15 protein-coding genes are annotated in these 13,150 nt (G+C 63.9%); 7 read left to right on the top strand and 8 right to left on the bottom strand.

The genetic code is table 11. The annotated features are described in order from the left end of the window. Nucleotides 1-38 precede the first annotated feature (38 nt). The 5 genes from AS93_RS0104085 to AS93_RS0104065 all read left to right on the top strand — a co-directional run bounded on the left by AS93_RS0104085 (nt 39) and on the right by AS93_RS0104065 (nt 4,521). Nucleotides 39-380 (top strand): flagellar protein FlaG, encoded by a 342-nt coding sequence (locus AS93_RS0104085; protein WP_027589415.1) that lies wholly within the window; start codon nt 39-41, stop codon nt 378-380. A gap of 108 nt (nt 381-488) precedes the next feature. Beyond that, on the top strand, nt 489-1,886 hold the full coding sequence (gene fliD / locus AS93_RS0104080; RefSeq protein WP_027589414.1) for a flagellar filament capping protein FliD: 1,398 nt from the start codon (nt 489-491) through the stop codon (nt 1,884-1,886). A gap of 48 nt (nt 1,887-1,934) precedes the next feature. Beyond that, on the top strand, nt 1,935-2,231 hold the full coding sequence (gene fliT, locus AS93_RS0104075; protein WP_027589413.1) for a flagellar protein FliT: 297 nt from the start codon (nt 1,935-1,937) through the stop codon (nt 2,229-2,231). 164 nt (nt 2,232-2,395) lie between these two features. After that, complete coding sequence (gene fliS, locus AS93_RS0104070) at nt 2,396-2,788, top strand: flagellar export chaperone FliS (protein ID WP_027589412.1); 393 nt, start codon at nt 2,396-2,398, stop codon at nt 2,786-2,788. Nucleotides 2,789-3,051: 263 nt separating this feature from the next. Then, nucleotides 3,052-4,521, top strand: coding sequence for a sigma-54 dependent transcriptional regulator (locus tag AS93_RS0104065; RefSeq protein ID WP_027589411.1), 1,470 nt, complete (start codon nt 3,052-3,054; stop codon nt 4,519-4,521). 150 nt (nt 4,522-4,671) lie between these two features. On the opposite strand, the gene AS93_RS0104060 is transcribed toward AS93_RS0104065, so the two are convergent. Together AS93_RS0104060 and upp are read right to left on the bottom strand one after the other, a co-directional pair. After that, nucleotides 4,672-5,928 (bottom strand): uracil-xanthine permease family protein, encoded by a 1,257-nt coding sequence (locus AS93_RS0104060; protein ID WP_027589410.1) that lies wholly within the window; start codon nt 5,926-5,928, stop codon nt 4,672-4,674. Nucleotides 5,929-5,930: 2 nt separating this feature from the next. Beyond that, nucleotides 5,931-6,569, bottom strand: coding sequence for a uracil phosphoribosyltransferase (upp, locus tag AS93_RS0104055; protein ID WP_027589409.1), 639 nt, complete (start codon nt 6,567-6,569; stop codon nt 5,931-5,933). 235 nt (nt 6,570-6,804) lie between these two features. On the opposite strand from upp, the gene AS93_RS0104050 reads away from it, so the two are divergent. Next, nucleotides 6,805-7,359 carry a hypoxanthine-guanine phosphoribosyltransferase gene (locus AS93_RS0104050; protein WP_027589408.1) on the top strand — a complete coding sequence of 185 codons (555 nt, stop codon included), beginning with the start codon at nt 6,805-6,807 and terminating at the stop codon, nt 7,357-7,359. Nucleotides 7,360-7,381: 22 nt separating this feature from the next. On the opposite strand, the gene AS93_RS0104045 is transcribed toward AS93_RS0104050, so the two are convergent. The 5 genes from AS93_RS0104045 to AS93_RS0104025 form a co-directional block, all read right to left on the bottom strand. Continuing rightward, complete coding sequence (locus AS93_RS0104045) at nt 7,382-9,895, bottom strand: penicillin acylase family protein (RefSeq protein WP_256214684.1); 2,514 nt, start codon at nt 9,893-9,895, stop codon at nt 7,382-7,384. An 87-nt stretch (nt 9,896-9,982) separates the two neighbouring features. Continuing rightward, nucleotides 9,983-10,429 carry a DUF2489 domain-containing protein gene (locus tag AS93_RS0104040; protein ID WP_177324718.1) on the bottom strand — a complete coding sequence of 149 codons (447 nt, stop codon included), beginning with the start codon at nt 10,427-10,429 and terminating at the stop codon, nt 9,983-9,985. Beyond that, nucleotides 10,422-10,637: an SEC-C metal-binding domain-containing protein gene (locus tag AS93_RS0104035; protein ID WP_027589405.1), complete on the bottom strand. Its 216-nt coding sequence runs from the start codon at nt 10,635-10,637 to the stop codon at nt 10,422-10,424. The genes AS93_RS0104040 and AS93_RS0104035 overlap by 8 nt, the downstream gene beginning before the upstream one ends. 4 nt (nt 10,638-10,641) lie before the next feature. Continuing rightward, nucleotides 10,642-11,133 (bottom strand): LEA type 2 family protein, encoded by a 492-nt coding sequence (locus AS93_RS0104030; protein ID WP_051587329.1) that lies wholly within the window; start codon nt 11,131-11,133, stop codon nt 10,642-10,644. A 71-nt stretch (nt 11,134-11,204) separates the two neighbouring features. Beyond that, a complete protein-coding gene (locus AS93_RS0104025; RefSeq protein ID WP_027589403.1) occupies nt 11,205-11,672 on the bottom strand; it encodes a YchJ family protein in 468 nt (155 codons plus the stop codon). Between the two features lie 220 nt (nt 11,673-11,892). Here AS93_RS0104025 and AS93_RS0104020 point away from each other — a divergent pair, with 220 nt between their 5' ends. Next, nucleotides 11,893-12,525, top strand: coding sequence for an OmpA family protein (locus tag AS93_RS0104020; protein WP_081798200.1), 633 nt, complete (start codon nt 11,893-11,895; stop codon nt 12,523-12,525). A gap of 134 nt (nt 12,526-12,659) precedes the next feature. Here the strand turns inward: AS93_RS0104020 and AS93_RS0104015 are convergent, their stop codons facing one another. Continuing rightward, nucleotides 12,660-13,121 carry a DUF2269 family protein gene (locus AS93_RS0104015; protein WP_027589401.1) on the bottom strand — a complete coding sequence of 154 codons (462 nt, stop codon included), beginning with the start codon at nt 13,119-13,121 and terminating at the stop codon, nt 12,660-12,662. Between the last annotated feature and the right edge of the window lie 29 nt (nt 13,122-13,150).

Here is a 13,150-nt window from a genome sequence, read left to right as displayed (position 1 = left end):
GCCTTGTGCGCCCTCTCTTTTGACGGAGAAATAGGCTGATGGACGTTGGACTGAATATCAACGCCTTCTATACGGCGCACATATCCCAGGCGAGTGAGGCCGAACAGGCCGGCAAGAGCGTCCGGGAAGAAAAACGACAATATCCGATCGAGCCCGAACGCGAGCGCGTAGTGGAGGCGATCAAACGAATTCAGGAGTTCGTTGATGAAACGCAGCGTGGCCTGCAGTTCTCCATCGACGAAGACACCGGGCGCACCGTAGTCAAGGTGATCGCTCGGCACAGTGGCGAAGTGATCCGCCAGTTGCCTTCAGAGGAAGCGCTGGAGCTCGCCAAGCGGTTGCGAGACGCTAGCGGCATTCTCTTCAGCCGCCAGGTTTGATTCTTATACAGGTGCGTGGGGACGAATCCGCCCCCATGAATAGCGGCAGTCTGGTTCGAGAATGCCTTGTGGCAGGCCGGGCGCTAGGAAAACAAAGAGGGTGACAGCATGGCGGTCAGCACGATTACCGGTCTGGGTTCAGGTCTGAATATCAATGATCTGGTGAAGGCGCTGGCCAATGCGGAAAAGGCGCCGAAGCAGACCCAGATCGACCTTCAGAAAGCGCGCACCGATACGCAGCTTTCGGCAGTTGGAATGTTGAAGAGCGCGGTGGAGACGTTCGAGGCTGCGCTGGCGGGGCTCAAGTCGAGTGCCGCGGCCTTCGATGGCTACAAGGCAAGCTCCTCGAAGACCGATGTGGCCAAGGTCACCATGGGTGCCGGAGCGGTGGCCGGTTCGTACAAGTTGGAAGTGACCCAGTTGGCGACCGCGTCGAAAGTCGCCTCGGCAACCCAGGCTTCCACCACTTACGCCATTGGTGGCAAGCTGACCGTCAGCGTGGGCAGCAACGATTACAGTGTCAGCATTGACGACGGCGCCAGCCTGACGGATGTCCGCAACGCCATTAACGATCAGCTGAGCGGGGCGGGTATCTCGGCGAACATTATCAGCGATGGCAATGGCGGATCGCGTCTGGTGCTGGCCTCCGAAACGACCGGCGCAGGTACCGACATCTCCGTGGTGGGCGAGAACGATCTGTCTGCGTTGAACATTGTCGGAACGGACGCGCTTGATGGTGCTGTTCCCGGGAGCGCTGGCTACATCACTCCGGCTGCTGATGCCACGTTCAAGATCGATGGTCTTGAGATGTCCAGCAAGACCAACACGGTCACCAACCTCAGTGGTCTGAGCATCAAGCTGGAAGAGGCGGGCACCACGACCCTGTCGGTGGCAGCCAATGCTGATGGCATCGCAGGGTCGGTCGAATCCTTCGTGATGGCCTACAACACGCTGCTGACTGTCACCAATGGTCTGACCAAGGTCACTCAGACCACTGACGCCAATGGCAACGCCACGACCCAGGCGGGTGCGCTGGTGGCGGACTCGACGCTGCGCTCGATGATGTCGCAGTTGCGCAGCGCGCTTTCCAATCCGGTAGAGGGTGCGGGCGAGCTGAAGGTACTTGCTCAGTTGGGCGTCAAGACAAACCGCGACGGTACCCTCGCGCTCGACAAAGACCAGTTGAAGAAAACCGTGGCCTCCAATCCGGAAGGTATCAAGGCATTCTTCACCGGGGAGAAAGGGTTGTTCAATCGCATCGGCGACATTACCTCGGTGTACGCCGGCAAGGACGGCTTGCTGGCCTCGCGCGAGAAAAGCCTGACCGATGCCAAGGATGCCCTGGCTACTGACCAGACCAAGCTGGACCTGCGCATTGAAACCCTGACGACCTCCCTGTTCAAGAAGTTCAACGCCATGGACAGCCTGGTCGCGCGACTGAATGCCACCAGTCAGAGCGTGCTGGCCACCCTGAACGCGCTGAACAAGAAAGGCAGCGACGACTGACCGGCGGCAGCGCCATCCGCCCCAGGGGCGTATCAAGGAAACGAGTTCATGCAAGAAGCCATCGAGAAACTGGAATCCACCCAGCGTGCCCTGCGCGAAGCGCTGGAGCGCCAGGATTGGGAGGCGATCGGCGAGCTCGATTCGCTGTGCCGTCAGGTCGTTGATGACGTGATGGCGCAGGGCGGCAAGGGTGACCCTGAGGTGCTTGAGCGTCTCGGCGAGCTGCTGGCGCTGTACCGTGAGGTGCTGGAGGCGTGCGAGGCCGAAAAGCAGCAGGTGGGCTCAGAGCTGCGCCAGCTGCGTCAGGCCAGCGCCGGCGCCCGGGCGTATCAGGACGCAGAGTGACTGCCTGGCACCGGTAGGAGGCCCTTCAGCGGCGAGCGTTTGGATGCCGCCGGTCTTATGGGCGCTTTGCCATTGGGTCCCATGCGCCTTTCATCCTCTTCCTCTAAAGCTTGCCGATAGTGGGCCGATACCCTAGGCGTAGTCCGACCGTTCAGGAGTTGCGCATGTATTCCCGTTCCGCCCTTCAGCAGTACCAGCAGGTCAACGCCCATGCGCAGGTGTCCGAGGCCAGCCCGCACCGCTTGATCCAGATGCTGCAGGCCGGCGCGCTGGACCGCATCGCCCAGGCCCAGGGCGCCATGTCGCGGGGGCAGACCGAGATGAAAGGCATGCTGATCGGCAAGGCCATCGACATCATTGGCGGTCTGCGCGAGGGGCTGAACCTGGAAGCCGGCGGCGAGCTGGCGGCCAACTATGACCGCTTGTACGACTATATGGCGCGGCGGTTGATCGAAGCCAACCGCAAGAACGATGTCCGTATCCTCGAAGAAGTGGCGGGGCTGATGCGTGAACTGAAGGCGGGCTGGGATGGCATCGCTTCGCAACTGACCAAGTGATTTGCAAACCCCGCTACGGCGGGGTTTTCTTTTTGGCAGGTATTCCTGGCGCCAATTAACATTAGAAGTGTTAATGCCATCACATTTCCATCAGTCATATTTCTGGCATTTTTTGATCTGTGACAGGGCCGTTAGACAAAAGTCATTTTTGCTAGTCAGGAAATTGACTTGAGACAGTCTTTTGACTTTAAATGGCCGCCATCCTGCCATCGGCCCCTATGGGTCGGAACGTGTAAAAAAAGAATCCAGGCCAGAAGTCAGACATGTGGCGTGAAACCAAAATCCTGTTGATCGATGACCGTGCCGAGCGTCGCCGAGACCTGGCGGTCATTCTGGGCTTCCTGGGTGAAGATCTTCTGGCGTGCGGCTCGGCGGATTGTCGGGAGCACATGGGCGCAGCGATCGCTGCCAAGGAAATTCTCTGCGTTCTGCTGGGACAGGTGGACGCCCGTGGCGGCGTCCTGGAGCAGATCAAGCAGCTGCACGCTCTGGACGAACTGCTGCCACTGGTGTTGCTGGAAGAGCCCGCCGACATGGCGCAGTGGCCTGAAGAGCAACGCCGCCGCGTACTGAGCGTGCTGGACGATCCGGTCAGCTACAACCGTCTCAATGACACGCTGCACCGGGCGCAGGTCTATCGCGAAATGTACGACGAGGCCCGCGATCGGGGCCGGCAGCGCGAGCCGAACCTGTTCCGCAGCCTGGTCGGCACCAGTCGCGCGATTCAGAACGTGCGGCAGATGATGCATCAGGTCGCCGACACCGAAGCCAGCGTGTTGATTCTCGGCGAATCCGGAACCGGCAAGGAGGTGGTGGCCCGCAACCTGCACTATCACTCCAAGCGCCGCGGCGCGCCGTTCGTGCCAGTCAATTGCGGGGCCATTCCGGCCGAATTGCTGGAGAGCGAGCTGTTCGGCCACGAGAAGGGCGCGTTCACCGGCGCCATCTCCAATCGCATCGGGCGTTTCGAGCTGGCCCAGGGCGGCACCCTGTTCCTCGACGAGATCGGCGACATGCCGCTGGCCATGCAGGTCAAGCTGCTGCGCGTGCTGCAGGAGCGAACCTTCGAGCGCGTGGGCAGCAACAAGACGCAGCAGGCCGATGTGCGCATCATCGCCGCGACCCACAAGAATCTGGAGCAGATGATCGCCGAAGGCGCCTTCCGCGAGGATCTGTACTACCGCCTCAATGTCTTCCCCATCGACATGGCTCCCCTGCGCGAGCGGGTGGAAGACATCCCGGTGCTGATCAACGAGCTGATCCTGCGCATGGAGCACGAGAAACGCGGCTCCATCCGCTTCAACTCGGCCGCGATCATGTCGCTGTGCCGCCACGACTGGCCGGGCAACGTGCGTGAGCTGGCCAACCTGGTCGAACGCATGGCGATCATGTACCCGTATGGGGTGATCGGTGTGTCCGAGCTGCCAAAGAAGTTTCGGCACGTGGACGACGAGGAAGAGCACTTCACGGCCTCGATCCGCGAGGAGTTGGAGGAGCGGGCGGCCATCGGTGGTGCCATGCAGCCAGCCCTGTCGGCCACTGCCACACTGCCGCCCGAGGGGCTGGATCTCAAGGAGTATCTGGGCAACCTGGAGCAGGGCTTGATCCAGCAGGCCCTGGACGAGGCCGGCGGCGTTGTCGCACGGGCCGCCGAGCGCCTGCGCATCCGCCGCACCACGCTGGTGGAGAAGATGCGCAAGTATGGCATGAGTCGCCGCGAAGACGAGGCCTGAAGGTTTTTCTTCGCCCTCTCCCGCACGGGGAGAGGGCACCGTCGCGGCTAAAGCCCCTCCCCCGAAAGCGAAAGCCTGCACACATCCGTAGGAGCGACTTCAGTCGCGAGCTTCTGGAGCATCGCGGCTGAACCCGCTCCTACCCGAATCCTATGTCTGTTCCTGATCCAGCGGCTTGCTCTTCCAGCCCTGGCCGCCTGGCAGCAGCAGGTTGAGCAGCAGGGCGGTCAGCGCCGCCAGCGAGATGCCGGACAGGGCGAACTCCGGGGTGCCCAGCTTCATGCCGCCAATGCCGAACACCAGCGTCACCGAGACGATGATCAGGTTGCGCGGCTGGGACAGGTCCACCTGGTTGCGGATCAGGGTGTTCAGGCCGACCACGGCAATGGAGCCGAACAGCAGGCAGAGGATGCCGCCCATCACCGGAACCGGGATGCTCTGCAGCGCTGCGCCGAACTTGCCCACGAAGGCCATCAGGATGGCGAACACGGCTGCCCAGGTCATGACCTTCGGGTTGTAGTTCTTGGTCAGCATCACGGCGCCGGTCACTTCCGCATAAGTCGTGTTCGGCGGGCCACCGAACAGGCCGGCTGCCGAGGTCGCCAGGCCGTCGCCGAGCAGGGTGCGGTGCAGGCCAGGCTTCTGGATGAAGTTCTTGCCGGTCACCGAGCCGATGGCCACCACACCGCCGATGTGTTCGATGGCCGGGGCGAGCGCCACCGGCAGCATGTAAAGAATGGCCCCCAAGTGGAATTCCGGCGCGACGAAGTTCGGCAGGGCCAGCCAGGGCGCGGCGGCGATGCCGGAGGTGTCGATGATGCCGAAGGCGGCGGACAGGGCGCAGCCCACCACGATGCCGGCCAGAATCGGCACCAGGCGGAATAGCCCGCGTCCCAGCGTGGCGACCAGCAGCGTGGCAAGCAGCGAGGCCATCGAAATGGTGATGGCGGTCGCGTAGGGGATGGCGTTCTCGCCGCTTCCACCCATGGCCATGCCCACCGCGACCGGCGACAGGGCCAGGCCGATGGAGATGATCACCGGAGCGATGACCACCGGCGGCAGCAGTCGGTCGATGAAGCCGGCGCCGCGCAGTTTCACCGCGAAACTGAGCAAGACATACACAACGCCGGCGGCGATGATGCCGCCCAATACGGCCGGCAGACCCACTTCACCCTTGATCGCCATGATCGGTGCGATGAAGGCGAAGCTGGAGGCCAGGAACACCGGCACCTCGCGGCGGGTCACCAGCTGGAACAGCAGGGTACCGATGCCCGCGGTGAACAGCGCCACGTTGGGGTCCATGCCGGTCAGCAGCGGCATGAGCACCAGGGCGCCGAAGGCCACGAACAGCATCTGCGCGCCGGCAATCCCCTGGCGCAAAATCGGGTCCTTGAAAGTGTCGCTCATGCTCAGCTGTCCTTTTGCTTGGTGCCGAAGATCTTGTCGCCGGCATCGCCCAGGCCGGGAATGATGTAGCCGTGTTCGTTAAGCCCTTGGTCGATGGAGGCGGTGAAGATCTGCACGTCCGGGTGGGCCTTTTCCACCACCGCGATGCCTTCCGGCGCAGCCACCAGCACCATGGCGCGGATTTCCTTGCAGCCGGCCTTCTTCAGTAGGTCGATGGTGGCGACCATCGAGCCGCCGGTGGCCAGCATGGGATCGATGATCAGCGCCAGGCGCTCGTCGATTTCCGGCGCCAGCTTTTCCAGGTAGGTGTGTGCCTGCAGGGTTTCCTCGTTGCGGGCGATGCCCACTGCGCTCACCTTGGCGCTGGGAATCAGCTGGAGCACGCCATCCAGCATGCCGATGCCGGCACGCAGGATCGGTACCACGGTAATTTTCTTGCCGGCGATCTTCTCGACGGTGACCGTGCCGTTCCAGCCCTGGATCTCGTAGTTCTCCAGTGGCAGGTCATTGGTCGCTTCGTAGGTGAGCAGTGCGCCCACTTCCTGAGCAAGTTCGCGGAAATTCTTGGTGCTGATATCGGCCCGGCGCATCAGGCCGAGCTTGTGGCGGATCAGCGGGTGGCGGATCTCTCGGATAGGCATGGAGGTTCTCCGGCAGGGGGCGGGCAAAAAATCGCGCTAGGGTAAAGCAAATAGCATGCAGGTATCAGCAAAAAAACGGTCTTTGTCGGTGGCTGCGGCAGATTCTCGTCAAGGGGGGGGCGCTTCACGAAGACTGTACGCAACCGGTGAGCACCGAAACTTGCCTGATGGCTGCTCGGGGCATACCTTTCGCGCTTCGTTTTTGCCGAATCCCAGCAGCAAGAGGATTTTTTTCATGCCCGATCTCGCCCACATTCGCCAGGTGATGGCCGAAGCCGACTGTCTGTACAGCAATGCGCAAATCGAGGCCGCCATCAGTCGGGTGGCCGAGGACATCAACACCAACCTGGCCGAACGCAATCCGGTGGTGTTCTGCGTGATGAACGGTGGGCTGATTTTTGCCGGCAAGCTGCTGACCCAACTGGATTTCCCGCTCGAGCTTTCCTATCTGCACGCTACGCGCTACCGCAACGAAACCAGCGGCGGCGAACTGTTCTGGAAAGCCAAGCCGGAAGTGTCGTTCATGGACCGCGACGTGCTGATCATCGACGACATTCTCGACGAAGGGCACACCCTGGCGGCGATCGTCGACTTCTGCCGGCATGCCGGTGCCCGCGAGGTGCACACCGCCGTACTGATCGACAAGGTTCATGACCGCAAGGCCCGTCCGGACCTGAAGGCCGATTATGTCGGTCTGCCCTGCGAGGATCGCTACATCTTCGGCTACGGCATGGACTACAAGGGTTACTGGCGCAACGCCGCGGGCATTTTCGCCGTCAAGGGCCTGTAACCGGCTTATTGGGCAGCTGCCCCTACGGCAGCAACCACAACCGCCGCTCCCCGTACACGTGGGTCTGGTTTTCTGCGCGGAAGGGAAACACCTGATAGTCGGCGTCCAGCCACGCCTGAATGCCGTCTGCGTAATGCGGGCTGGCAGGATTGCCGGACTGGCCGCTACTGTTGAGGCCTTGCATAGGCTCCTCCGCCGCGAAATCCACGACGATGCGCATGGCCGGGATCAGCCAGGTGTCGAAGGATTCGCCCCAGCGATAGGCTGCCACGTTCAGGGTGCTGTGATCGCCGCCGGCCGGATATGGACCGCGATCCACGTAACCGGCAAGTGCCTTCAGGCCATGGCGCTGGGTGAAGCCCAGGTAGGGGGCCAGCTTGCTGCCGTCGGTGACCCAGTGGTAGCGGTGCAGCGCATCCCAGCGCCAGGCTTCGCGATCGTTGCCCAATCGCTGCTCCAGCAACGCCGTGGCGGCCGCCAGGCTGCGGGCCAGGATGGCGGGCTTGTCCTCGGCTTCCGGAGTGCTCGTGTCATCCCAGAACGGGCTGTCGTCGCGTCCCAGCAGGTGGTCGGCCTGAGCCGAGTAGGACGTGTTGGCGGCCTGCACCAGCGCTTGCCAAGCCGGATCATCTTCCGGTCCCAGTTCGTCGAGGAAGATCTGCCGCGCGCTTTCATGCAGGAAGGCGGCGTAGAGTGCGGCATCCGCCGAATCGGCCGTCAGCGCGCCGTCGAAGGCCAGCAGGCGTTCCAGGGCCTCACGGGCACGGGATTGTTCGGGGGGCGCCAGGGCCAGCAGCGCGCTTTCCAGCGCTTCGGCCATGGCGGGCGCGCGCAGCATGGCCTGCAGCTTGAGGACGAATGGGCTGGTCTGGTCGTACTGCAGGGCAATCATGCTGTCGCGATCATGGGGGCCAGCGGCCAGCACCTGGGCCAGGCGCTCGGCGCGCTCCGGGTAATACCAGGAGCTGCTCAGGCGCACCGGAAAGTCCGCCGGCACGCTGCGATGGTTCGCCGTCCCCAGCCAGCCGCTCTTCGGATTCCGGGCGCTGGGGTGACGAGCCGGGTCGACATAGCCCTTCCAGCCGTAGCGGTCGTCCCAGCCCGGCGAGGGCAGCAGTCCCTGCCCGCGGGCGCGTTGCGGATAGCGTCCGGTGACCTGCCAGCCGATGCCGTCGGCATCGGCGAACAGGATGTTCAGCGCCATGGCGCGCACGCCACGGCTGGCCTCGAAGGCGTCGGTCACCGATTTGGCGCGCGACAGGGCGAAGAACGCATCCACGCTCTGGTCAGTCTCGTTCTGAATGCTGCGGTAGGCCAGCCCGTAGCCGCTCTGCAGGGCTCGGGGTTGCAGCATATGGCGGGGTTCGGTCAGCACGGCATTGAGCAGCGGACCGTTGCGTGTTTCGTGGATGATCTCGCTGACCGGTTGCTGCCCTTTGATGATGAAGGTTTCCCGGCGCTGCCGGGTGGGTTGCCACTCGCCTTCGGCCAGGTAGAGCCATTGTCCGTCACGCCCCTCGACCAGTTGCTCCAGGAACAGATCCTGGTTGTCGCCCATGACCATGGTCATGCCCCAGGCCAGCGAGCCGTTGAAGCCTGCGACCACGGCCGGGAGGCCGGCGATGGCGACGCCGGCGCCCTGCAGCTCCGGCGTGCGCAGGTGCACATAGTTCCAGTAGGACGGCATGGCCAGCGGCAGATGGGTGTCGTTGGCCAGCAGGCTCTTTCCGGCCGTGCTTCGGGCGGGGGCAACGGCCCAGTTGTTGGACGCGGCGGCCCCCAGCAGACGGGTTGCGGCGATCTTCTGGCCGGTTGCAGCCAGCTCCCCGAGGCCGGGAATGTGTGCTTGCAGCGTCAACTCGGCCAGCTTGGCCGTTTCATCGAAGGGCAGGGGTTCGTCGGGATAGACAGGCAGCAGCCAGGCCAGCCGTTCTGTGCCTACCCGCTGGGCCAGCGCCAGCGCGGCGATTTCTTCCTGCAGGTTGGCGGCCAGCCCGAAGTTGAGCAGGCAGAACACCAGGAGCGAGTCCCTCGGGGTCCAGGGCTCGGGGTGGTGTCCGGCGGCGTCCAGATCCAGGGGCAGGCGCCCCTGGTGGAGGGCCAGGTAACGGTTCACGCCCTGCGCATAGCGTTCCAGCAGGTGCATGACCTCGGGGGACACGCCACGTTGCAGCGCCTTGGCGGCCCGCTCCAGATCCACGGTGCGCATGAAGCGGTCGATGTCCAGCACGCCGGCGCCCAGCATCTCGGCGAGCCGCCCGGCGGCCATCAGCCGCATGCCCTCCATCTGCGCCAGGCGGTCGGTGGCATGCACGTAGCCGAGGGCGAATGAGGCATCGGCCAGGCTGTCGGCTTCGATGAAGGGCATGCCCAGCGCGTTGCGGCGCACCGACACTGGCTTATGCAGTCCTTCGAGGGTGATGCTGCCTTGTTCTGGCGGCAGGGTATCGCGATAGTGGCCGTCGAGCAGCGCATGACAGCCGCCCACCGCCAGCAGGAGTGTCAGGGCAAGGGCGCGAAGCAGAGGCGGGGTCATAAAAGCATCCATGCGGGGAGGGCGGACACCATTTCCATGGCCACCCTGTCAAAACAACCTGACCGCTCAGCGTCAGGCGTACCCAGATTAGCCCAGTCGCTGCTCCAGCAGCCATTTCGCAGCCGTCCGCAGCGCCTCGCCATGTTCGCGCTCCAGGGCGGCGAAACGGCTGCGGTATTGGGTGCGTTCCTCGGCGCTCAGTGCCTGCCAGGCGGCATGGGTGGGCACGTCGGCGGTGGCCGCGTAGAGGCTGTGGAACACGGCGCTGTGAGCGCTCTGGCTGAGCGTGGTGTCGTAATTGTCGATCAGCACCTTGATGCGGATCGCGCCTTCGATCATCGGTAACTGGCCGTCAAGCAGGCTGCTGGCGAGGATGCGCAAATCCTCGCCGAGCCGCTCGCGCTGTTGGCGGTCCTGTGCCTGTTGCTGGCGCTGGCGCTGCCAGACCTGCCGCCACAACCACAGGGCATAGCCTGCCAGCAGGCCAATGATCGCCAGCGCGGCGATCAGCAGTGGCAGCGGGAACTCAGGCACCGTGGCACTTCTTGTATTTCTTCTGGCTGCCGCACGGGCAAGGGTCGTTGCGGCCGATGGCCTTCAGCGGGTTGCGTGTCGGCTCCTGCGGGGCATGGTTGCAGTGCGGGCCGTGCACATGGCCGTGATCATGCTCATGCTCATGCTCATGCTCATGCTCATGGTCGTGGTCGCAGTGCGGACCGTGGACATGGGGTTGTTGCGTCATGGAGCTACTCCGGTATGTGGTCGCGGGGGATTATCTCGCCGCTGCGGGAAAACCGCACGTCCCGCCCGAACAGCAGCCCGGCCTTCAGAGTGCCCTCCAGCCGGTACTGCACGGGCTGGTCGGGTTTCTCCAGGAGCCGGGTGATCTCGCGAATATGCCGCCACAGGTTGGTGTGCAGGTTGGCGCCGAAGCGACGCACGTCGTTGCCCGGAACGATCAGGGAGCGTTCATCCTGATTCCGCGCCAGGGGAATGTCATTGAGAAACAGGCTGTAGCTCAGGTTGCGCACCGGCAGGCTGCGGGAGTTCGGATTGCTGATCTCGAAATGCAGACGAAACAGTTGTTCGTCGAGACGCGCTTCGATGGTTTCCACCCGCAGCAGGCGGATTTCCGGATCCTGGAAGGAGCCGCTCATCCAGGTGGAGCAGCCGCCTAGCAGGGCGAGACCGAGCAGCAGGCTGGCGACGAGTGCGTTCTTGGCCAGGGGCATGGGCATGGGACACGGCTGTGAAGTGCGCTCGATTGTAGCGGCCGGCCGCCAGTATTCCTACCGTAATGGTCAGAGGATCACAGGTAAGAAGCACAACATTTCTTGAACTTCAGCCCACTTCCACAGGGACAGGGGTCGTTACGGCCGGCCTGCAGCGGCACGGTGGGATCGATGAAGTACCAGCGGCCGTCACGCTGCACGAAAGCCGAGCATTCTCGGTGGCTGTGATCGCCGTTTGCATCGTGCCAGCGGGCAGTAAAGGTCACACGCGCGTGTTCGGGGGTACCGCCCAGCACCTCGGCCTGCTCCACCTCCAGGCCGAGCCATACGCTCTGCGCGCTCCAGGCTGCCATGGCCTCACGGTCCAGGCCCGCCTGCTGTGCCGGCAGGGTGGTGGTGACCAGGTAATCGATCAGACCCAGAACGTAGGCGCTGTAGCGCGAGCGCATCAGCTGCTCGGCGCTGGGGGCCGGCAGGCCGGCGTGATAGCGGCCGCAACAGGTGGACAGCGGCTTGTCGCTGGTGCAGGGACAGGCGGGGGACATGGTGCTCACTCGCGTTCGACTCGGGTGCCAATCATAGGTGAAGGCGCGCGCCGAGCGGGACGCGCAAGTGTCGGCGCGTGCCATTGGTCGTAAGTGCCTGCCGCCTGCGTCTGCGAGTCCCTGTGTGATGAAGTTGTCTCGGGCGCTGTGCGCTAGCGCGCATTCAATGTGCTGCTTAACTCACTGGCTATCGGCAACACCGATTATCCAGGAGAACGTGATGAGCATCGTTAGAAACGCGATACCGTTGGTGGTGCTGACCGGCGTGCTGAGTGGCTGCGCCGGCATGCAGAAGAGCGACTGGCCGACCTGCGCGGCGGTCGGCGGCGTTACGGGAGCGGCGCTCGGCGCCTTCGAGAGCAGCAGCTACGCGGGTTGGGGCGCGTTGATCGCCGCTGCCACGGCGGGCGGCTATTGCTGGGCGCAAGGCCAGGGCCAGGAACAGGAGGTCGTGACGCTGGTGGAGGTCGAAGAGGAAATCATCGAGCCAGCACCCGCGGAGACCCTGCGGGTCGAGCTGGATGTGAAATTCGATTTCGACCGTCAGGTCGTCAAGCCGGAAAGCTACGCGGATATCCGCGACGTAGCGGAGTTCATGAAGCAGTTCCCGCAGACCACCACGGTGGTGGAAGGACACACCGATTCGGTGGGCACCGAGGCCTACAACCAGAGTCTTTCCGAGCGTCGGGCCATGGCCGTGCGTGAAGTGCTGGTGAGCGAGTTCGGCATCCAGTCCGGCCGGGTCGATGCCATTGGCTTCGGCGAGGCCCGCCCGGTGGCGGACAACGACAGCGAAGAAGGTCGGGCCATCAACCGCCGCGTGGAAGCGGTGGTCGAGGCGCGAGTGGAATAGGACGCTGCCGGGGGCATGTGGGCGCGGACTTGTCCGCGAGCTTTGTTCCTCAGGGCGCCTCTGGCCGGGCGCCCCTGGCCGGGCGCCCCAAAGCTCGCGAATGAATTCGCTCCCACAGGCTCGGTGCACTCCTCTTAGAACAACCGCGCCCCGGCAATCGCCATCACTACCAGTCCGATCGACAGGTTGATGCCCACCAGGCGGCGGATGCGGCCGAGCACCGCGCCGCCGGTCGGCCAGTCCTGCGCTTCCACCGCCTTGCGCAGCTGCGGCAGCTGCAACAGGCTGACGCGCAGGAAGAGGGCCAGCATTGCCAGGTACAACCCGAGCATCGCATGCACGTAGCCGGGTGCCGCATCGAAACCGGAAAAGCGCAGGTGCATCATGGCCAGGCCGCTGATCGGTAGCACCAGCACGGCCGCCCATACCCAGGCGAAGAAGCGCAAGAACACGTCGAGCCACAGGCGCAGGCGCTCCGGCGGCTGCAGCACGGCGACGGCCGCCGGGCGCAGGATCATCCAGGCGAAGAACATGCCGCCGACCCAGGCCAGCGCGGCCAGCAGGTGCAACACGTAGAGCAGGGTAAAGGTGGGCATCGGGTGATTCTCCGCTGTCAGGGCGTAGG

This window comes from Pseudomonas sp. RL, assembly GCF_000647775.1.
Classification (GTDB): domain Bacteria; phylum Pseudomonadota; class Gammaproteobacteria; order Pseudomonadales; family Pseudomonadaceae; genus Serpens; species Serpens flexibilis.
The sequence above is the reverse complement of the archived record's forward strand: the minus strand, read 5'-3'. Positions and strand labels throughout refer to the sequence as shown.